Raw genomic sequence first — 20417 nt, 5'->3', positions numbered from 1 at the left:
TACGTCAAGAAAGGTCAAACAAGAGGAGGCTTACCCCATGGACCTACAGAAAATGACTTTAAAATCTCAGGAGGCCCTCTCAGCCGCCAGGGACATCTCCATAAGAGAGGGACACCAGGAGGTCGACGTCGAGCATCTCCTGTCGGCGCTTATCTCTCAGGAGGACGGCCTTGTCCCATCCCTGTTCGACAGGATGGACGTCCCGATTGAGCCGGTGAGGGCATCTCTCCGAGACGCTCTGTCGAAGAAGCCCCGGATAAGCGGAGGCGGCTACGATCCCGAGAAGATCTACGTCTCCCAGAGGCTGTCGAGGATGCTGCTGTCAGCCCAGGAAAGAGCGAAGGAACTCAAGGACGAATACGTATCGGTGGAGCACATATTCGGTACCATGGTGGACGGAGCCCCAGACCCGGTGGCGAAACTGCTCCGTTCCTGCGGCGTCGATCGAGATCGCTTCCTAAAAGCTCTCACCTCCCTTCGAGGAAACCAGAGGGTCCAGAGCGCCACCCCCGAGACCACCTACGAGGCCCTGAAGAAATACGGAGTAGACCTGGTCGAACAGGCCAAAAACGGCAAACTCGATCCCGTCATAGGCCGGGACGAGGAGATCCTGAGGGTCATCCGTATACTGTCTAGAAAGACAAAGAACAATCCCGTCCTCATCGGCGAACCCGGCGTGGGCAAGACGGCGATAGTGGAAGGCCTGGCCCAGAGGATACTGAACGGAGACGTTCCGGACAGCGTCAAGGGGCACGGGGTCTTCGCGCTGGATATGGGTTCCCTGGTCGCCGGAGCAAAGTATCGAGGCGAGTTCGAGGAACGATTGAAGGCGGTCCTTAACGAGGTCAGAGAAAGCGACGGCCGAATTCTTCTCTTCATAGACGAGCTCCACACCATAGTCGGAGCCGGCAAGACCGAGGGATCCATGGACGCCGGCAACATGCTCAAGCCCATGCTAGCCAGAGGGGAGCTCCACTGTATAGGAGCCACCACTCTGGACGAATACAGGCGCTACATCGAGAAAGACGCCGCCCTGGAGAGGCGTTTCCAGCCCGTCATGGTGGATCCTCCGTCTGTCGAGGACGCCATATCCATACTTAGAGGTCTCAGAGAACGCTTTCAGGTACATCACGGCGTAAGGATAACGGACAGCGCCGTGGTGGCGTCGGTGGTACTATCGGACCGCTATATAACCGACCGCTTCCTTCCAGACAAAGCCATAGACCTCATAGACGAGTCCTGCGCCATGCTCCGAACCGAGATAGACTCCATGCCCTCCGAGCTGGACGGGGTCTCCAGAAAGGTCATGAGACTGGAGATCGAGGAGGCCGCCCTAAAGAAGGAGGACGACCAAGCCAGCGCCGAGAGGCTCAAGGAACTCCAGAGGGAGCTCCAGGACCTCCGTGAGGAGGCCGCCTCCCTCAGGTCCCGCTACGAGGCGGAAAAAGAACGAATCCAGTCGGTCCGTTCCGTCCGGGAGGAGATAGATCGAATCGGCCGAGAGATCGAGGAAGCCGAGAGAAACTACGACCTGAACCGGGCCGCCGAGCTGAAGCACGGAAGGCTTCCCGATCTCCGTAAGGAACTGGCCGAAAGGGAGAGGGCCATGGAGGAAGCCGGAGGTACCAGGCTCCTCAGGGAAGAGGTCACCGAGGAGGAGGTCTCCGAGATCGTCAGCAAGTGGACCGGCATCCCCGTCTCGCGACTGGTCGAGGGAGAGAGGGAAAAGCTTCTCCGACTGGACGAGATCCTCCATCGCCGGGTCATAGGCCAGGACGAGGCGGTGGACCTGGTGGTCAACGCCGTAATGAGGGCCAGAGCCGGCATAAAAGACCCTCGCCGTCCCATAGGTTCTTTCATATTCCTCGGACCGACAGGGGTCGGCAAGACCGAGCTGGCCAAGGCCCTGGCCGAATCCCTCTTCGACACTGAGGAAAACATCGTCAGGATCGACATGAGCGAATATATGGAACAACACTCGGTAGCCCGTCTCATAGGCTCCCCTCCGGGATACGTGGGCTACGAAGACGGAGGTCAGCTCACCGAGGCGGTCCGCAGAAAGCCCTACAGCGTGGTCCTCTTCGACGAGATAGAGAAGGCCCACAGGGACGTCTTCAACGTCCTCCTGCAGATACTGGACGACGGCAGGATAACCGACAGCCACGGCAGGACCGTCGACTTCAAGAACACCGTGATAATAATGACCAGCAACATAGGCTCCGCCGGATTGCTTCAGGGAATCATGCCGTCCGGGGAGATACCTCAGGACGTCAAGAACTCGGTTATGGGAGAGCTCAGAGGACATTTCCGCCCGGAGTTCTTGAACAGGGTCGACGACATCGTCCTGTTCACTCCTCTGAACCAGGAACAGATAGTCCTCATAGTGGACCTGCTCCTCGAGGACCTACGCTCCCGCCTAAAGGATAGAAACGTTATCCTGAAGGTTACCGACGAGGCGATGAGAAAGATCGGAGCCGACGGATACGATCCGGTCTACGGCGCCAGGCCTCTGAAGAGATTCATAAGCCACGTCCTGGAGAGCAAGATAGCGAGGGCCATTATCGCCGACCCGAGGGACGCGATGGAGGTAGCCGTCTCCGTCGAAGACGGAGAGCTGGCGGTTAAGATAGACTAACCTCTCTCCCCGAGGAAGGATACAATCTCCTCCACGGACAGTATGGGATAACCATTGGCTGCTCCGTATTCCTCTACGGCCTCGCCCTTGGCCATCTCGCCCGATCCGTCGGGGTCCATAAGCTCGCAGAGGACCCCGACGGGGTCCAACCCCGCCAACCTCATAAGATCGACCGTGGCCTCCGTATGTCCCCGTCGCTCCAGGAGACCTCCTGGACGGGCCACAAGAGGAAAGACATGGCCGGGGCGATGTATATCGGAGGGAATCGCACCCTCCGCCGACGCTGCCTTGACGGTGGTCAGTCTGTCCGAGGCGGACACTCCGGTGGTAACGCCCTCCGCCGCCTCTATGGAGACGGTGAAAGCCGTTCCGTAACGGCTGGTGTTCTTCGATACCATCGGAGGAAGGTCCAGGTTTTTGGCCTTCTCCTCGGTCATGCAGAGACACACTATGCCGCTGCAGTCCCGAATAAGCCTAGTCATCTGCGGCTCGGTGAGGGATCGGGCGGAGAAAATCAGGTCCGCCTCGTTCTCCCTGTCCCTATCGTCGACGACAAGGACCCCCTCCCCTCTTCTGAGGGACGAAAGGGCCTGTTCCACTGGGCAGCTGCATTTGGATGTACACGTTAGTTCCACTTGAAGAGACCTCCCGAGAGAATAGAGATACCATGGCTCGGGACAAGGGAAGGCAAAAGGGGGGGAATGTCCATTTAAGATGCGGCATCCTCTCTCTTCCGGACTGTGACCGTCGGCTCTGGAGTCTCACCAGATCAACGCGTTGAGCGCTCGCGGGCTTACCGGAAAAATCCGGAACACCGCCGGTGGGGAATTTCACCCCGCCCCGAGAATGGCTGTCGAAACTATAGCATATATGAGACCATAAAAAAAGCCGCCCTTACAGGCGGCTTTTTGTCTTAATTTTGGCGGAAGCGTGTGAGAATCGAACTCACCGGAGACGGCCTATACCGCCTCCCGCGCGGGTTTGAAGCCCGGGGCGCCCACCAGGACACATTCGCTTCCAGCGAAACGTGATGTATTGTACCCCATAAGGATCGATTTGAAAACCCCGAGGAAAGCAGTCGTCAAAAACCCCTCTCTTTCCTTATGGAATCGTAGGCGGCCTGTATATCCTGAAATTTTTTCGAAGCCAATTTCACGAAATCGTCGTCCAGACTCATCCCCACGAATCTATCGGGGTGATACTTGGCTATAAGCTCTCTGTATTTTTTCTTTATCTCGTCGGTAGAACTGGATCTGGAACAACCCAGTACGATATAGGGATCGATCGTCGAACGACCATCGTAGGAGAATCCTCCGCTTCCAGATCTCTCCCCGCCTGGATTTCCATAACCGAATCCGCCAAATCCACCGCCTCCCCGGCTTCTCTGATACATATAAACGGCTATGAAACTCCTCAGTATCTTGCCGATCAGATAAAACAGAAACAGGGGAAGCAGAAGCCGCAACAGACGAAGGATGAGGGCCATCTACCTTCCTATCCTCTCCTGAACCAGCTTAGGCGCCTCGGAAGGCTCCTCCCGAATGGAAAAAGCTCCCGCAACAAAGGGAACGCCTGAATCGGCCAGGGATCTATCGTTACAGAAAAGCCTCATCAAAGGCTGTCCTGCCGTAACGGAATCGCCGATACCGACCATTATCTCTATAGCGGCGCCGGGATCTACCTGATCTTCCCTGTTCATTCGTCCACCGCCTATCCTGCGGACCGCCTCTCCGACGGATTTGGTGTCCACCGAATAGACGAAACCGGAGGTCTCGGCTTTAACCTCGTGCACCATCGGACCGTGTTTGAGATATCTTTCAGGATTAAAGAGAACCTCCTCCGTTCCACCCTGTTCTCTGACGAGATCGGCGAATTTTCTCAGTCCCTCTCCCGAATCAAGGGCATTTCGGGCCATGGCCCGCCCCGAATCGGGAGAATCGGCCCGGCCGCCCTGAAAGATCATCTCTCCCGCAAGATCAAGACACAGATCCACCGTATCCTCAGGTCCACCGCCTCCCAGAACCTCTATGGCTTCGACAACCTCCATAGAGTTTCCTACCCATCTTCCTAGTGGCTGTTCCATGGAGGTTATGAGGGCAGAGCTTGGGAAACCCAGCTTATCGGATACGTCCACCAGGGATTTCGCCAGGATCTCCGCGTCCTGAAGACTCTCCATCAACGCCCCGGAACCGTATTTTACGTCGAAGACGAAGCCGGAGGCTCCCCCGGCGATCTTCTTGCTCACGATGCTCGAACAGATGAGAGGTACGGATTGAACGGTGGAGGTCACGTCTCTGAGCTCGTAGAAAAGGGCCTCCGCCGGCGCCAGATCGTGAGAATGACCGGCGATGGCGCAACCGATCCTCTCCACCTGATCGCTGAAATTTGCCAGAGACATATCGACCCTGAATCCCGGGATCGATTCGAGCTTATCCACAGTACCTCCGGTAAAGCCAAGCCCTCTCCCCGAGAGCTTTGCCACCGGAACGCCGCAGGAGGCCACCAAGGGGACCAGAACCATAGAGGTCTTGTCTCCCACGCCGCCGGTGCTGTGTTTATCGATGCAGTTCAATCCTTTAGGGAAGGAAACCCTCTTTCCCGATTCGGCGAGAGCGGAGGTAAAGCTCAGGAGCTCGTCCTCCTCCATCCCGTTGAGGTAGACCGCCATCAGCCAGGCGGCGATGTGATATTCCTTTACCTGTCCGGTCAGAGCGTCGGTCACGAAGGCCTCGATATCCCCTTTATCGTGTTTCCTTCGGTCCCTTTTGGTCTCTATGAACCTCAAGACGTCGAACATGGCTACATTTCCAGCTTCTCTATTACCCCGCCGACAAGGGCGGTAAGCTTTCCCGCTGCCTTGCCCATCTCGTCGAGGACCTCCTGCTCGGAAAGAGCCGAAGCGGTCATACCTGCTGCATAGTTGGCCACGCAGGAGACGGCGAAGACCTTCATGCCGGCCTGTCTGGCCACTATGACCTCCGGAACGGTGGACATGCCGACCACATCGGCCCCAAGGGTACGGGCCATGCGTATCTCCGCCGGGGTCTCGTAGGAAGGCCCGGTGAAGGCCACGTATACCCCTCTTCTTGTTGTTATTCCTTTATCCCTCGACACTTCCTCGGCTATATCCAGAAGATCCCTGTCGTAGGCGTAGGACATATCGGGGAACCTCTCTCCCAGTTCCGAGAGGTTGGGACCTATCAGAGGGTTGGTGCCCATGAGGTTGATGTGGTCGTGTATCAAGACCATATCCCCTGGCACCAGTCCGTAACCTATCCCGCCGCTGGCGTTGGAGGCCACGAAATAGGGTATTCCCCATCTTCCGAATACCCTTACCGGAAAGACGACCTGGTCCATCTGATAGCCCTCGTAGAAATGCAGCCTTCCCTGCATGGCTACGACGAATTTACCGCAGAAAGACCCTGCCACCAGCCTACCGGCATGGCCTGGAGCCGTCGACATAGGCCAATGGGGGATCTCCTCGTAGGGAATCACTATGGGATTCTCTATGGCATCGGCCAAGGCTCCTAGCCCGGAGCCCAGTACCACCGCGATATCCGGGGTAAAGCCGACTCTGTCCTTTATAGTACTTAACGCCTCGTCTATCTTTTTGATCATACGATCTACCTCCTGGGTATCTATGCTCTAGGATGACTACGGTCGTAGACATCCCGCAGCTCCTGATCGAAATGAAGATACTTTTCCGTAGTGCCGATGGACTCGTGTCCCAGAAACTCCTGCAGAGTCCGAAGATCCATGCCTCTTCTTAGAAGATGGCTGGCCACGGTATGTCTTATCACATGAGGATGAAGACGACTCTGAGAGATACCTGCAACGGAGCCTCTTTTTCTTATCATCTTCCACAGAGACTCCCGCCTCATTGGACGTCCGTTTCTGGACAGGAAAACCTGGTCGACGCCCTCTTTTACCACCGACGGCCTTGCCTCGTCTATAAAACGCTCAATCCACCGTCTAGCGCTTCCCACCAAGGGGACCATTCTCTCTTTGCTCCCCTTGCCGAATATTATCATACTGCCCCTCTCGAATTGAAGATCCCTCAGCTTCAGAGAACATAGCTCGGAGGCCCTCAGGCCACATCCGTAAAGGGTCTCCAATATGGCTCTATCCCTGAAGTCCAGATACCCCATGGGGTCCCCGTCACAGGCCCCTAAAAGCCTGGAGATCTCGCCTTCGGTCAAAAGCTGAGGCAGTCTTTTAGGCCTATCCGGCAAGGTCGGCATAGGGACATCGTCCGAGACATAGCCCTCCACGACCAAGAAGTTAATCCATGTCCTGACCGCGGCGCACTTCCTCTGAATCGTAGCCGGAGCAAGGTCGATCGATCTCATATAGTGGACGTATTTTCCGTAAAGGTCCGAGTCGGAGGCAACGGAATCCCTGCCCGATCGGGAACAGAAATCGTTCCATTGACTTATATCGACACGGTAAGCTTTGCAGGTGTTCTGGCTCTCGCCCAGCTCCAGAGAGAGATAGCTTAAAAATTGTCCTAGGATGGAAGAGAAAGACGTCATAGACTCAGCTCCTGACGAAGGATAACGAAAAGGGAGGCACAAGGCCTCCCTTAATGATATGCTATTTTTCCCTCTAAAGCCAGTCGGGAAAGGATCGCAACGGTCTTACCGTCTCGGATCGTCCCGTCTCGGATCATATTCCAAACTTCAGATATAGGCACTTTGCGTACCACGATCGATTCGTCGTCGTCGGCGGGAAGTTTCGAAGGGGAGAGCCCCTCGGCCCAGAAGAAAATCAGTTCTTCCTCGCTGAACCCCGGAGATGTGTATAGTCTCCCGATCTCCTCCATTCGGTCGGCTCGATAGCCTATCTCCTCCTGTATCTCCCTGCAAGCGGTCTCGAAGGGGGATTCACCCTTTTCGACTATGCCTGCCGGGATCTCCAAGATAGAGGTTCTCACCGCATATCTGAACTGTTCCACCAAAAACAGACATCCGTCCTGAACGGCCACGATTCCGACCGCGGGAGAATGTTCGACGACCTCTCTCTTGGTCTCTCTACCGTTTGGCATTACCACGTCGTCCACACGAAGGTTCAGTATATTCCCCTCGTAAACCGACCTGGAGGCTATCGACCTCTCCCTTTGATCCATGGGCTATCTGTTTATCAGCTCTTCGGCTACGGACATACCCTTGTCGAAGGCCTCGAGGTTCATCGGAAGGAACTTGGGTTTCTTGGCTCCAAGCTTCTCCTTTATGGTCTCAAGAGCATCCTCCTTGGACACCATGCCGGAGGCCTTGACGATAACTCCGAGCATTATTATGTTGGCAACCCTGTCGCTTCCGAGATCGTGGGCCATCGTCTGAGCCGGAACGGGAAGGACCGTTACGTCCGTCCTGGGAGAGGAATACTCAACGAGATCGCTGTTGTAGATGAGATACCCACCGGGCTTGACCCTGGGAGCAAACTTCTCCAGCGAAGGCTGGTTCATCACAACCACTACGTCGGCGGAGCCCACGACGGGAGATCCGATCTCCTCGCTGCTCACCACGCAGGAGCAGTTCGCGGTACCTCCGCGCATCTCGGGACCGTAGGCGGGAATCCAGGTCACGTGACGTCCCTGGTGTATTCCCGAATAGGCTACCAACTGCCCCAACATCATTATTCCCTGTCCGCCGAAGCCGGCGGCTAGAAGATCCATGTAAAACTTATCGGACATATCACCGGCCCCCTTACTCGAAGTCCTTGAAGACGCCCAGAGGATAGTAGGGGATCATCTTCTCTATCTGCCACTCGAAGGCCTCCACCGGGTTCATACCCCAGTTGGTGGGGCAGGTGGAGAGGACCTCTATGAAGCAGAACCCTCTGCCTTCCTTCTGGTAGTTAAAGGCTTTCTGAAAGGCCTTCTTGGCCTGCATGATGTACTTCGGCTTGGCCAAAGAGACTCTCTCTATATAGGCAGGGGTCTCCAGTGTGGCAAGCATCTCGCACATTCTCATAGGAAATCCTGCAAGCTCGGGATCTCTTCCCTGAGGACAGGTGGTGGCCTTCTGACCTATAAGGGTCGTAGGTGCCATCTGTCCACCGGTCATGCCGTATATGGCGTTATTGATGAAGAAGGTGCAGAACTTCTCCCCCCTGTTGGCGGCGTGGACGATCTCTGCCATGCCGATGGAGGCCAGATCTCCGTCTCCCTGATAGGTAAAGACGAACTTGTCCGGGAGAACCCTTTTGATACCGGTGGCGGTTGCCGGAGCTCTACCATGAGCTGCCTCGACGTAATCTATGTCGATATAGTCGTACATCATCGCAGCACATCCCACCGGGGACATGCTGACAGTCTCTTCCTGTATGCCCATCTCATCGATGACCTCGCAGATCATCCTGTGGGCTATTCCATGACCGCAACCGGGACAATAATGGGTGTGGATGTCTTTTGCCCAGGTCGTAGGACGAGAATAAACTTTGGTTTCAGCCATTATGAGGACCCCCTATCCCAGGATTTGCTTACACTGATTCTCGATCTCTTCGACCGAGGGGGCTACTCCACCGCAACGACCGTAGAAGCTGACGGGGAAACGGCTCTTCGTAGCGATCTTGACGTCGTCTATCATCTGCCCCATGTTCATCTCGAGATCTAGAATATGCTTCACCCTATCGGTAAGCTTCTCGAAGGGCTCGTAGGGGAAGGGGAACAGGGTTATGGGACGGATCATTCCGACCTTGTACCCCTGCTCTCTCAGGTGACTTATGGCGGACTTGGCGATACGGGCGGTAGTTCCGTAGGAAGCTATGACCAATTCGGCGTCCTCTACGTGAAGCTCCTCCCACTTGACGTCCTCTTTCTGCATCCTGTCGTACTTTTCCTGAAGCTTGCTGTTATGTGCCTCAAGAAGCTCGGCGGTGAGATACATGCTCTTGATAAGAGATCTCTTTTTACCCTCTCTGGTTCCCTTGTTTCCCAGTCCCCAGTTTTTCCAGTCCCCTCTCTCCGTCTCATGAGGGGTTATCTCCACCGGCTCCATCATCTGTCCCATGAAGCCGTCGGCCAGGATCATGACCGGGTTTCTATATTTGAAGGCGTAATCCCATGCGGACTGTACGACCTCCACCGTTTCCTGAAGGGTGCTGGGAGCGAACACCATCAGATGATAGTCTCCGTTTCCACCGCCTTTGGTAGCCTGAAGATAGTCCGCCTGCGACGGTAGGATACCTCCGAGACCTGGGCCTCCTCTCATGACGTTGACCACGACAGCCGGAAGCTCCGATCCGGCGATATAGCTGAGTCCCTCGGACATAAGAGAGATTCCCGGGCTGGAGGACGTGGTCATTACCTGGTATCCCGTGGCAGCGGCACCCAGTATCATGTTGACCGAAGCGACCTCGCTCTCTCCCTGAATATAGATCCCTCCGTGCTCGGGAAGATGAGCAGACATATACTCGGGGATCTCGTTCTGCGGTGTGATGGGATATCCGAAGAAATATCTGCAACCGGCCTGGATGGCAGCCTCAGCTATCGCCTCGGTTCCTTTCATTAATACCTTAGCCATATCGATCCCCCCTACTCCGTTTCCTTGTAGACCTCGATGACCGCATCGGGACAGGAGATGGCACACATCCCACAACCGATACAACCTTCCTTGTACTGCTCCACTGGACGGTGACCCTTCGAGTTAAGATGATCCGAAATACGAAGCACCTTGACCGGGCAGGCGGCCACGCACAGGCCACAGCTCTTGCAGTACTCTTCGGCGACTTCTATTCGCCCTTTTGCCATGAGCAACAACACCCCTCTCGCGTTTTTTGCTGCACTTTACTTTAGCCCTTGTCAGCCTCCTGACGGAGGATTCGAGCTCCTTGGTTTTTGGAGGGTACCCCTGTAGACCACATGGCACCCTCTTCCCATGGAAGCAACATATATCGTGAAACGGGCCACGGGGACGCCTCTCTGCTGGCGAATCTCCTTACGGCCTCGTCGTCAAGTTGAGGTGGCACTCCGGTGTAGAGGACCGGAAGATCCATCTCTTTTCCGGCAGCCTCCACCAGTTTCAGGCCTTCTTCTACGACATCTACAGTAGTCTCAGTCATGAGGTGAGAGTTGCAGATCAGCGCTCCTACTTCAAGTTCGCCGATCTCTTCCATACGTTTTCTCATCTTGGAGATCCCCTCTACTGTCGAGGTCATTGGACGGTAGGCGTTTACCACGAGGATAAGCAGATATCCAGCGGAAACCATTCTATCCTTGTACTTTTTTAACGCCAGCGCTCCTTCCGCATCTCCCCCTACGTCCATGAGCAACCTGCCGTTGGGCTCAGAAAGTGCCCAGTCTACCTGAGCCGTCACCAGGGGCATATCGGCCCATTTAGCGCTGTCCGGAGCGGTAAGTACCTTGAATCCACTGTCCTCCAGGGTCTCACTGACCTGACGGATGCAGAAATAGGGGTTTATTATGTCCACGTCCGCGATGGTCACGTCCTCACCGACTGAACTGAACCCCAACGCCAGATTAAGAACCCACTCGGTCTTGCCGGAACCCAAAGCTCCTGTCACAGCGATCGCCTTGGGCCAGGAATGTCTGTTTATGAGATCTACGAATCTGTTTCGGCTTTGGGTCATAGCAGAAGATCTCCTTCCGAAAGGTGAGAACCCTTGAACCAATCCTTCCCGTCGATGGTCCTCCTGCCCTCAGGCTGTACTTCCATCAATTTTACGGAACCGGAAGAACAACGCACTACGGGAAAGCCTTCCTCGTCTATTCTTACCGCACCGACGACGTCGTCTAGGTCTTTCTCCGTTAGAGTGGTTCTCCATATCTTGAGCCTTTTATCACGGAAAAACGTGAAGGCTCCCGGGGTGGGATTGAGGGCTCGGGTGGTGTTGTGAAAAGCAACAGCCGACATCTCCCAGGAGAGAAGAGCCTCGGCCTTGTCTATCTTGTGGGCATAGGTAGCTTTAAGGTGATCTTGATCCTGAAGGGAAATTCCCTTCTCTTTCAATAAGTGTACCCCTCTATTCAAAAGATCGCCACCTATGTATGCAAGTCGAAAGAGTAACTCTCCGCCGGTCTCTTCCGAATCTATCTCGATAGACTGAGAAATCAGGATCGGCCCGGCGTCCATCTTTTCGACCAGACGAAAAACGGTCACGCCGGTTTGCTTGGCTCCGTCCATTATGGCCCTCTGGACCGGAGCGGCTCCTCTGTAAAGAGGCAATGCAGAAGGATGGACGTTCAGGCATCCGTATTCCGGGATGGAAAGGTAGGGCTCTCCGACTTTCTGACCGAAGTCGATCACGAATATAACCGAGGGACCGTCCGATTCCATACGATCCAGCAGAGTTCGGTCGGAATTTACGTCTATCGATCTGTGGACGTTCAAGCTACGCTCCGTAGCCAGGACGTCCACAGGGGTAGGGGTTTCAGCCAACCCTCTTCGACCGCCTCTTCTGGGAGGCATGGTCACTACCAGCTTTGGGATGAGGCCCAGTTCCACTATGCGGCTCAGGCAGAGGGAGGCAAAACTCCCGGTTCCCATAAACCAACAGCTCATAGATCCTCTTTCTTTCTCTTTTTGAGTTTCTTCTTGACCATCTCTCTTTTCATGGGAGATAGATGGTCTATCATGAGCTTGCCGTTCAGATGATCGATCTCATGACACATCGCTCTGGCGAGAAAACCTTCCGCCTCGACCGAATAGGGCTCTCCGTTTTCGTCCTGAGCCTCCACCACCACAGAAGCTGGCCTAGCTACGTCCTCGAAGATTCCAGGAAAACTGAGGCACCCCTCTTGGTCCATCTGTCGGCCGTCATAGTCGACTATCCTGGGGTTGACCAAAACGTAAAGCTTTCCCTCGTAGGCGATAACCGCCACCTTGAGGGACTCCCCCACCTGAGGAGCGGCCAGGCCGACTCCGTCGTACTCGTACATCAAGGACTCCATTTCCTTTAGGAAAGATCTGAAGTCGTCGTCGAACCGTTCTATCTCCCTGGTAGGCTCTCGAAGAACCGGATCGGGATATATCCTTATAGTTCTATCTGACAAGATAAAAACCTCCTGATTAACGCTAAAACGCCATCCCCTTTTCAGGAGGATGGCGTAAGCGGCAACGTACTCTGTCTATGCTACTCTTTGTCGAATAGGTTACCCAGAGCCTCGCCGAAGGCGTCGCCCAGGGTTATGGGGCCTTCTTCGGACTGGAAGTTGGTCATCGGACGGTTGGCACCGTCGGATTTTTTCTTCCTAGCTCCACTCTGAGGAGCCCTCTGCCTCTTATCGCCCTCCTCGAGAGCGCTTATGCTGAGACGAATCCTACGATCGTCGGGGTTTACCTCGATCACCCGTGCTGTGACCTCCTGCCCCTCGGATAGGACATCCCCGGGCTTCTCTACCCTCCTGGTGCTGAGCTGGGATATATGGATCAAGCCCTCCACACCCTTCTCGAGCTCCACGAAAGCTCCGAAGTCGGCTAGACGGACGACCTTAACCGGAATATCCTGTCCTCTGGAATATCTGTCCTCTATGCCATCCCACGGATCGTTGAGCTGCTTGTATCCGAGGCTGAGGCGCTTCTTGACCGGATCCACGTTGAGAACGACGGTCTCGACCTCCTGGCCTTTCTTGATAACCTCTTTAGGATGCTTGATCCTTGTCCAGCTCAGATCTCCTATGTGGATAAGGCCCTCTATTCCAGCCTCGACCTCCACGAAAGCGCCGAAATCGGTTACGTTCGTGACCGTTCCGGTTGCGGTATCGCCGTCCTTCCACCTCTCGGTGATGGTCTCCCACGGATCGCTCTGGGTCTGCTTTACGCTGAGAGAGATCCTGTTGTGCTCCTGATCTATACCTATAACCTTGACCTTGACCGTGTCGCCCTTCTTGGCGATGTCCTTGGGCTTGGCGTTTCTCTGCCAGGAAAGCTCGCTGATATGGACAAGACCGTCGATAGGACCGAGGTTCACGAAAACTCCAAAGGAGGTGAGGCTACTGACCGTCCCTTCCAGAACGGTTCCCTCCGTCACGTCCCTGTAGAAGTTTTCCCTCTGTTCTTTGAGCTCTTCGTCCAGTATGGTCCTGCGAGACAGCACGAGACGACGCTTGCGACGATCCTTCTCGAGAAGCTTTACGTCGAACACCTCGTCGATGAACTTGCCGGGGTTTACCCCTCTTCCCTCCTCGGCGAGATGGGAGATCGGGATGAATCCCTCTAGCGAACAGCAGTCCACCATAAGTCCGCCCTTGACCTTGCGAAGTCCTCTGACGGAGAAAGTCTCCTGTCCGGAGATCTTCTCCTCCAGCTCCTGCCATCTACGATCGAACTCGCAGCGCCAACGGCTGACGATGAGCTGAGATTCCTCACCCTGACGGATGTTGACCACCTGGACCTGAAGCTCCTGTCCAAGCTCGGGCTCCTCGTTGTCGTCGACCAATATATGATGGCTCCACTCTCTGGTAGGCAGAAAACCCTCACATTTGTAGCCCACGTCTACGAGCCATCCACCGTCGACCTGGTCCACTACCTTGCCGGAAACCACCTTGCCTCTGTGGATCTCCTCGAGCCCACCGGTGCTCTCGAGAAGCTCTTCCATAGTCATAGGTGCGGACTCGTCCATGGTCTCGGTCATGTTTTCCTCGTTTGTGTAGTTCTGCATATCTTCACTCATTATCTTGACATCCCCCTGACGTCCTGCGATGGTTAAAGCATCGCTTGTTGTAATTGTTTGATAAGCCAATCCGGCGTACTTGCTCCGGCGGCGATACCTATCGTACCCTTTCCCGACAACCACCTCCCGTCGAGCTGATCCGCTTGCTCAACCCAGAGCGCAGGGGTGCCGGACTCCTGCGCAATGCGGAAAAGTTTCCCCGTATTGGCACTGTTATGGCCACCTATTATCACTATACCGTCGACCTTATCGGCCAAACGGCGAACGGCCTCCTGACGCTCCACGGTCGCTCTGCATATGGTGTTGGAGACCTTTATCTCTCTAGCCAACCCAACCACCTCTGACACCAGCTCCTTGAGGGTCGATTCCTGCTGGGTCGTCTGAGATATAATACCAATTTTATCGATTTTATCAATAGCTCGGAGATCTTTTTTCCCGGAAACCACCATATAAGGTCCCTCTACGTAACCTAGGATACCCTTTATCTCCGGATGGTTCTCGTCGCCGAGAACCACGAGGTAATACCCCTCTCTCGACAGCCTGCCTGCCATCTCCTGAGCTTTTCTAACGAAAGGACAGGTCCCGTCTATTATGCGGGCGCCTTTGTCCTGAAGTCGCCGATGCACGTCCGGAGATATCCCGTGAGCCCTCACGAAAACGGGCTGGTCAGGAGGGATCCAATCGTCGTCTTCCACTACGACCAGTCCCTTGTCCACCAATCGCTGAACCTCCTGAGGGTTATGGATAGGGCTGCCTATACAGAAGACCCTTCCCTTCTCCTCCAAGGCTTCCTCCATCGTACGGATGGCCCTCTTAACTCCGAAACAAAGCCCCGTAGGCTCCGCCACAGCTACTTTCACAGGACGACACCCCCGGCTCTCAGATGGCGCACCGCCTCATCGATCATCGACGACAACACTTTATTATACTCTTTTTCCGAGAGATCGTACCATATGGCGGGAGAAAATTTTCTAAACCAGGTCATCTGTCTTTTGGAAAACCGTCTGGTAGCCGCGGTGTCGGACTCGATTCCCTCCTCCAGAGACATCTTACCCATATGGTAGAGTACCAGCTCTCTGTAGCCGAAACCCTTCATAGACGGGAGCTCGGGAGAGAAACCGTTGTCCAGAAGCCAGCGAACCTCTTCGGGATAGCCACCGTGAAACTGCTGACGAACCCTCTTGGCTATCGTTCGATGAAGCTCTTCTCTCGGCCTGGTCAGACCGAAATACAATGGGGCGAACCGTCCGCTCTCCTTCTTGGGACGATCGCGCCACCAGGAAGAGGGCTTGCCCGAGAGCTTGAATATCTCGATGGCCCTTATCACCCTCACCGTATCGTTGACGTGAAGCCTCGAGGCGCTATCTGGGTCCACCTCCTCCAAGATGGAATGTAGCTTGGCAGGACCGTTCTCCTCGTCTCCTACTGCGTCCAGCTCCCTTCGGATATCCGGATCGGAGGGAACGTCGATCGTAAGGACCTCGTCCAACATGGCCCTGTAGTAAAACGGCGTTCCTCCTACCAGGATGGGGACCCTCCCTCTCTCCCTTATTCTATCGGCAGCGGCGGTTGCCTGTTCGGCGAAATCCGCGGCACTGAAGGTCTCATCGGGGTCGACTACGTCTATGAGATGGTGCAGTATCTCCCTCCTGGTCGTATGATCCACTTTATCGGTGCCTACATCCATATAACGATAGACCTGCCTGGAGTCCACCGATATAACCTCTCCGTTCAGTGCCTTGGCGAAGTCCAGACTCAGGGAGGTCTTCCCCACGGCGGTAGGGCCTATAACGGCCAATATCGGAATAGCCAAAGATTCAACTCCTCTCGAAATGGGAGGCCATCTTCTCAGAGGAAAGTCTCAACACAGCGGGCCTCCCGTGAGGACAGGCGGAGGGGGTTTCGCAATGGGTGAGATCTCTCCAAAGAGCTACGGCTTCCTCCCGAGACAGCTTCCAGGTAAGTTTCACCGAGGCCTTGCACGCCAAGGTAGCCCACTTCAGCCACATTATCTCGCCTGTATCGGTGTTTTCCGACAGCGAGGCGATGGTGGTCCTGAGCATATCGACGGGAGATACGGAAGAACAACCGGGGACGTCGGGAATCCCCTCCAGCGTGGTTTCCCCGTCGCCGACGGAAAAGACGAAACCGACAGAGACAAGACGTTCCTCCCTGTGATCGACCTCGGATGCCATCGTAGGAGGCAGGTGAACGGGAGCGGCTAAGTGTTGAGTTCCGTACCCGGAAGAACAGCGCTTCTTTATCCTCTCGAAGTTTATCCTCTCGTGTGCCGCATGGGGGTCCATCAAGACCATGTCGCCACCGTCGTCGAAAACGAGGTATCCCGAATTCAGTTGTCCCAGATATGAGATATGGGGCCCCTCGTCCACCTCCACGGGGTCGCTAACCTGCTCCCTGATCGGAAGGAATGAGGATTCCGCTGCAGGGACAGAGGAAAATTTAAAGGACCTGGGGCGAGTATCGCCGCCGGATCCGGAAGAGGAAGGGAAAGGTTCCACCCCTCTGAAGAGAGCTTCTCCTTTCGGAGCGTATTTCGGAGCATAGGCCCCGGCAGGAGATCCTGTTCGCGGGAACGGACGGCTTTTCCACTCCGGCAAGGTCCGGCCTTTCATGGAGACCGCTCCGTCCCTGACCGCGGCAAAGAGATCGCCTCCATGTCTGAAGAGGACCTCCGTCTTCGCCGGATGTACGTTCACGTCCACCTCGTCTGGCGGGGTCTCTATCCATACGGCCCAGTTCCCTCCCGGATGGGTCTCGCCGGAGGAGATAGCCGCCCTGATCGTTCCGTCCTCCACCCTCCTGCCGTTGACGAAAGCCATTACGGAAACCCGGGAGACCTTGGAGATCCTCTGCCACCAAAGGGTGACCGAGTAAGGGCCTCTAGCCCCCGACGAGGTCAGTATCTCCGGTTCGTTCCCCCAAAGGCCCTTCAGGACATCCACCCTGTCCCTGGTCCCCTGGGTCTCGTAGATCTTTTTACCGTCGCTGTTCAAGATGAAGGCAACCGAGGGATAGGCGACGCTAAACTCCTGAACTACTTTGGTTACCCTTCGAAGTTCCGCTCTGGCGCTCTTAAGAAACTTGCGCCTCGCCGGAAGATTGAAGAATAGATCGTCCACCTGTACCCTGGTACCCACACGACAGTTCTGCTCGTCCACCTCGGGAGAGCCCCCCCCCTCCATCCTGAGCCAGGAGCCGCTGTCCTCTTGGTTTGTCCTGCTCCTTATGTCCAGGCGGCTCACCGCCGCCACGCTGGCTAGGGCCTCTCCTCTGTACCCCAAGGTCGCAATGGCCTCGAGGTCCTCGATAGAGCATATCTTGCTGGTAGCGTGGCTTTCCACTGCTAGAGGCAGATCCTCTCGGGTAATGCCGCAACCATCGTCCTCGACCACGATTGAAAGGCGACCGCCTTGGATCACCGATACGGAGATCCTGGAGGACCCCGCGTCAAGACTGTTCTCCATCAGCTCTTTTACGACGGAGATCGGTCTTTCTACGACCTCTCCCGCCGCTATTCTCATGGCTACAGTTTGGGGCAATCTATGGATCGTCAAGGTTTCACCGCCTTTCGGGCTTCCTCGTGCAGCTCGTAGATTTTCTCCAGAGCCTGAATAGGGGTCAGTTCGTCCGGGGATAGAGAGGCTAGTTCCTGTATTATGGCATCTCCCTTCAGGTCGAAAAACTCCATCTGAACGGAGGGTTCCGGAACCGACGCCCCATCTTCCGAACTTTTCTCGAAACGTTCCAAAAGCTCCTGAGCCCGGCACAAAACCACTCGGGGCAATCCGGCCAACCGAGCCACCTCGACTCCGTAGGATCTATCGGCAGGACCGGGAACCACCCTGTGAAGAAAAGTCACCCCGTCCGGACGCTCCTCCACCTCCACCCTCAGGTTGAAGACGTGGGGCATCCGCCCCTCCAGAGCGGTGAGCTCGTGATAGTGTGTGGCGAAAAGAACCTTGGGACAGCGACCACAGGCACCCTGGAGGTACTCCAGGACGGCCCAGGCTATGCTCATGCCATCGTAGGTGGACGTTCCTCGTCCCACCTCGTCTAAAATGACCAGGCTTCTGTCCGTGACGTTGTGCAGTATGTTGGCGGTCTCCACCATCTCGACCATGAAGGTACTGTTCCCGAAGGCCAGTTCATCTCTGGCTCCCAGTCTGGTGAAAACCCTGTCGCAGAGTCCCAGCTCTGCCGATTCCGCCGGTATATAGGTCCCCATCTGAGCCATTATGACGAGAAGGGCGGTCATCCTGAGATAGGTAGACTTGCCCGCCATGTTGGGCCCAGTAACTATGGCCAACCTGTTTCCTTCCATCTTCATATCCACGTCGTTCGGAACGAATGGAATTTCTTTCTGTACGGCCTCGACTACGGGATGGCGGCCTCCTTTTATCGAGATGTCTCCGCCATCGCTGAATTCAGGTCTGATATATCCTCTCTCTCTGGAGACCTCCGCCAGGGAGGCCAGGACATCCAGATTCCCCAACGCTCTGCCTAGAGACTGGAGCTTTTCTGTCTCTTCCAGGGTTTTCTCCAAGAGCATACCGTACAACTCGGTCTCTCGTTTTCGAACCTCCCCCTCCGATCTCGACATTCTTTCCTCGAAATCGCCCAGCTCCGAAGTGGTGTAACGTTCAGCCGAAACCAGGGTCTGCCGTCTCCTGTAATCCTCGGGAAGCTCGAGATCGTCCCTCATAGAGCCCTTTCCTATCTCCACGTAATACCCGAAGACCCTGGAATATCCCGTCTTCAGCCTGGGAATTGAAAGCCGATCTCTCTCCCTCTGGGTAAAATCGTTCAGCCATCCCTGACCTCTCTCGGCAAAGTTCCTCCATTCGTCCAGCTTATCGTCGAAACCGTCTCTCACGATTTTTCCGCTTCCGAGAACCCTGGACGGACTGTCCTCAATCCCCCTGGAGAGAAGATCCGATATGCCGTGAAAGTCGTCGTTACAGGGAAGCAGATGGGACAAACCCACACTTTTAAGGGCCTCCTCTATGGAGGGGAGAGCGGATAAGGTATCCCTGACCGCCGCCAGGTCCCTGGGATTCCCCGATCGCATGTGCAACCTCGCCAGAGATCTCTCGATATCCTTGCAACGCCCGAGTCCCTCCTGCAGATCGTTCAATCCGTCCGAGGAGTTAATAAGGGTTTCCTGAACGTCGAGACGGCGGGAGATTTCCCCTGGATCCATCAAAGGCCTCGTTATCCACTCTCTCAGACGTCTTCTTCCGCAGGCCGTCTTGCACCGGTTCAGTATGTCGTAAAGAGACGGTCCGTCACCGTCGAAAAGCTCGAGGTTCCTCTGAGTGGTTACGTCGAGGTGCAGATATCGGGAGGAAAGCACCGGGGTTATTCCCGATACGTGTCTGGCAGCTCCGAACTGAGTTTCCTCCAGATAACGAAGCAGGGCTGCAGCGACCCCTATTTCCGGAGCGCCATCCTGAAAACCGAAACCCTGAAGAGAGGCCAGGTCCCATCTATGCTGAAGCCATCTGGCTCCTCCGGCTGGATCGAATTCCTCCACAGGCAGTTCGACAATCGGGGCACTCTCGATAAGGGAAGCTATCTCCTCCGGGAGCTTCCCTTTGGGGCGAAGTATCTCCGATCCTCTGTAGGCGGACAGGAACCCTCTTACCTCGTCCAAAGGCATCGCCCCCGCCTCCAGAAAACCGGTTCCCGGTTCCAGCGATCCAACCGCCCATCTGTGCCGATCCAGTCTCCGAACCGCGACCAGTCGTCCGTCGTTTCCGGTCTCTTCCGGAAGATAGGTCCCGGGAGTAACCAGTCTTATAACCTGACGATCCACCAGAGAACGGCCGTCCGGCTCGGTCATCTGTTCGCATATGGCCACGTGATAGCCTTTTTTTATCAATTTTCCAAGGTAGCTCTCCGCCGCATGATGAGGGATCCCAGCCATGGGGATCTTTTTGCCCTGGTCTCTGGCGGTCAAGGCTATATCGAGAACCTCCGAGGCCACCTTGGCGTCGTCGAAAAAAAGCTCGTAGAAATCTCCCATGCGAAAGAAAAGAAGAGCTTCGGGGTACTCGTTTTTCCACCGGACGAATTGCTCCAACATAGGAGTCATTTTTACTCCATCCGGCAAGGTGAAGCTTTTCAACAT

Annotated in this window: 19 protein-coding genes, 1 tRNA gene and 1 riboswitch; of the genes, 1 reads left to right on the top strand and 19 read right to left on the bottom strand. The window is 55.4% G+C overall.

What is annotated here, in order from left to right:
* The first annotated feature begins 37 nt into the window (after positions 1–37).
* Positions 38–2635, top strand: coding sequence for an ATP-dependent chaperone ClpB (gene clpB / locus L2W58_RS01205; protein ID WP_236101156.1), 2598 nt, complete (start codon positions 38–40; stop codon positions 2633–2635).
* Here the strand turns inward: clpB and ribB are convergent.
* From ribB to mutS, 19 genes are all read right to left on the bottom strand, one after another.
* Positions 2632–3270 (bottom strand): 3,4-dihydroxy-2-butanone-4-phosphate synthase, encoded by a 639-nt coding sequence (ribB, locus tag L2W58_RS01200; protein ID WP_236101155.1) that lies wholly within the window; start codon positions 3268–3270, stop codon positions 2632–2634. The genes clpB and ribB overlap by 4 nt on opposite strands.
* Before the next feature lie 82 nt (positions 3271–3352).
* A riboswitch (FMN riboswitch) is annotated at positions 3353–3487 on the bottom strand.
* 68 nt (positions 3488–3555) lie between these two features.
* A tRNA-Sec gene (locus tag L2W58_RS01195) sits at positions 3556–3654 on the bottom strand.
* Positions 3655–3716: 62 nt separating this feature from the next.
* Positions 3717–4121 (bottom strand): J domain-containing protein, encoded by a 405-nt coding sequence (locus L2W58_RS01190; protein WP_236101153.1) that lies wholly within the window; start codon positions 4119–4121, stop codon positions 3717–3719.
* Complete coding sequence (locus L2W58_RS01185; RefSeq protein WP_236101151.1) at positions 4122–5432, bottom strand: thymidine phosphorylase; 1311 nt, start codon at positions 5430–5432, stop codon at positions 4122–4124.
* Positions 5433–5434: 2 nt separating this feature from the next.
* Complete coding sequence (locus tag L2W58_RS01180; protein WP_236101149.1) at positions 5435–6253, bottom strand: purine-nucleoside phosphorylase; 819 nt, start codon at positions 6251–6253, stop codon at positions 5435–5437.
* Between the two features lie 20 nt (positions 6254–6273).
* The gene (locus tag L2W58_RS01175; RefSeq protein ID WP_236101148.1) at positions 6274–7167 is read right to left on the bottom strand and encodes a tyrosine-type recombinase/integrase; all 894 of its coding nucleotides are present in this window, start codon (positions 7165–7167) and stop codon (positions 6274–6276) included.
* Between the two features lie 50 nt (positions 7168–7217).
* Positions 7218–7760 carry an NUDIX hydrolase gene (locus tag L2W58_RS01170; protein WP_236101146.1) on the bottom strand — a complete coding sequence of 181 codons (543 nt, stop codon included), beginning with the start codon at positions 7758–7760 and terminating at the stop codon, positions 7218–7220.
* Between the two features lie 3 nt (positions 7761–7763).
* Positions 7764–8327, bottom strand: a complete 564-nt coding sequence (locus tag L2W58_RS01165) for a 2-oxoacid:acceptor oxidoreductase family protein (protein ID WP_236101144.1) — start codon at positions 8325–8327, stop codon at positions 7764–7766.
* A 13-nt stretch (positions 8328–8340) separates the two neighbouring features.
* Entirely contained in the window at positions 8341–9087 is a 747-nt protein-coding gene (locus tag L2W58_RS01160) for a thiamine pyrophosphate-dependent enzyme (RefSeq protein WP_236101143.1), read from the bottom strand.
* Positions 9088–9099: 12 nt separating this feature from the next.
* Positions 9100–10158 (bottom strand): 3-methyl-2-oxobutanoate dehydrogenase subunit VorB, encoded by a 1059-nt coding sequence (gene vorB, locus L2W58_RS01155; protein ID WP_236101141.1) that lies wholly within the window; start codon positions 10156–10158, stop codon positions 9100–9102.
* Between the two features lie 11 nt (positions 10159–10169).
* A complete protein-coding gene (locus L2W58_RS01150) occupies positions 10170–10385 on the bottom strand; it encodes a 4Fe-4S dicluster domain-containing protein (protein ID WP_040383460.1) in 216 nt (71 codons plus the stop codon).
* A gap of 41 nt (positions 10386–10426) precedes the next feature.
* On the bottom strand, positions 10427–11224 hold the full coding sequence (locus tag L2W58_RS01145) for a zeta toxin family protein (RefSeq protein WP_236101139.1): 798 nt from the start codon (positions 11222–11224) through the stop codon (positions 10427–10429).
* On the bottom strand, positions 11221–12156 hold the full coding sequence (gene fmt, locus L2W58_RS01140) for a methionyl-tRNA formyltransferase (RefSeq protein WP_236101138.1): 936 nt from the start codon (positions 12154–12156) through the stop codon (positions 11221–11223). The genes L2W58_RS01145 and fmt overlap by 4 nt, the downstream gene beginning before the upstream one ends.
* Positions 12153–12647, bottom strand: coding sequence for a peptide deformylase (def, locus tag L2W58_RS01135; protein WP_236101136.1), 495 nt, complete (start codon positions 12645–12647; stop codon positions 12153–12155). Before def ends, fmt begins: the two co-directional genes overlap by 4 nt.
* An 80-nt stretch (positions 12648–12727) precedes the next feature.
* Complete coding sequence (locus L2W58_RS01130) at positions 12728–14266, bottom strand: S1 RNA-binding domain-containing protein (protein ID WP_420827976.1); 1539 nt, start codon at positions 14264–14266, stop codon at positions 12728–12730.
* A 32-nt stretch (positions 14267–14298) separates the two neighbouring features.
* Positions 14299–15126 (bottom strand): 4-hydroxy-3-methylbut-2-enyl diphosphate reductase, encoded by an 828-nt coding sequence (ispH, locus tag L2W58_RS01125; protein ID WP_236101134.1) that lies wholly within the window; start codon positions 15124–15126, stop codon positions 14299–14301.
* Entirely contained in the window at positions 15123–16079 is a 957-nt protein-coding gene (miaA, locus tag L2W58_RS01120; RefSeq protein ID WP_236101133.1) for a tRNA (adenosine(37)-N6)-dimethylallyltransferase MiaA, read from the bottom strand. Before miaA ends, ispH begins: the two co-directional genes overlap by 4 nt.
* Before the next feature lie 4 nt (positions 16080–16083).
* Positions 16084–17841 (bottom strand): DNA mismatch repair endonuclease MutL, encoded by a 1758-nt coding sequence (gene mutL, locus L2W58_RS01115; RefSeq protein ID WP_236101132.1) that lies wholly within the window; start codon positions 17839–17841, stop codon positions 16084–16086.
* Complete coding sequence (gene mutS / locus L2W58_RS01110) at positions 17838–20417, bottom strand: DNA mismatch repair protein MutS (RefSeq protein WP_236101130.1); 2580 nt, start codon at positions 20415–20417, stop codon at positions 17838–17840. The genes mutL and mutS overlap by 4 nt, the downstream gene beginning before the upstream one ends.

Origin of the sequence: Dethiosulfovibrio faecalis (assembly GCF_021568795.1) — a bacterium.
In the GTDB taxonomy this organism is placed as follows: Bacteria; Synergistota; Synergistia; order Synergistales; family Dethiosulfovibrionaceae; genus Dethiosulfovibrio; species Dethiosulfovibrio faecalis.
This window is presented reverse-complemented; position numbering and strand designations above follow the sequence as displayed.

Coding starts and splice junctions, on each gene's coding strand:
- L2W58_RS01190 (WP_236101153.1), bottom strand. CDS start 4,121: ATGGCCCTCATCCTTCGTCTGTTGCGGCTTCTGCTTCCCCTGTTTCTG.
- L2W58_RS01150 (WP_040383460.1), bottom strand. CDS start 10,385: ATGGCAAAAGGGCGAATAGAAGTCGCCGAAGAGTACTGCAAGAGCTGT.
- clpB (WP_236101156.1), top strand. CDS start 38: ATGGACCTACAGAAAATGACTTTAAAATCTCAGGAGGCCCTCTCAGCC.
- L2W58_RS01130 (WP_420827976.1), bottom strand. CDS start 14,266: ATGAGTGAAGATATGCAGAACTACACAAACGAGGAAAACATGACCGAG.
- mutS (WP_236101130.1), bottom strand. CDS start 20,417: ATGTTGAAAAGCTTCACCTTGCCGGATGGAGTAAAAATGACTCCTATG.
- L2W58_RS01170 (WP_236101146.1), bottom strand. CDS start 7,760: ATGGATCAAAGGGAGAGGTCGATAGCCTCCAGGTCGGTTTACGAGGGG.
- L2W58_RS01180 (WP_236101149.1), bottom strand. CDS start 6,253: ATGATCAAAAAGATAGACGAGGCGTTAAGTACTATAAAGGACAGAGTC.
- L2W58_RS01185 (WP_236101151.1), bottom strand. CDS start 5,432: ATGTTCGACGTCTTGAGGTTCATAGAGACCAAAAGGGACCGAAGGAAA.
- L2W58_RS01165 (WP_236101144.1), bottom strand. CDS start 8,327: ATGTCCGATAAGTTTTACATGGATCTTCTAGCCGCCGGCTTCGGCGGA.
- vorB (WP_236101141.1), bottom strand. CDS start 10,158: ATGGCTAAGGTATTAATGAAAGGAACCGAGGCGATAGCTGAGGCTGCC.
- fmt (WP_236101138.1), bottom strand. CDS start 12,156: ATGAGCTGTTGGTTTATGGGAACCGGGAGTTTTGCCTCCCTCTGCCTG.
- L2W58_RS01175 (WP_236101148.1), bottom strand. CDS start 7,167: ATGACGTCTTTCTCTTCCATCCTAGGACAATTTTTAAGCTATCTCTCT.
- L2W58_RS01145 (WP_236101139.1), bottom strand. CDS start 11,224: ATGACCCAAAGCCGAAACAGATTCGTAGATCTCATAAACAGACATTCC.
- L2W58_RS01160 (WP_236101143.1), bottom strand. CDS start 9,087: ATGGCTGAAACCAAAGTTTATTCTCGTCCTACGACCTGGGCAAAAGAC.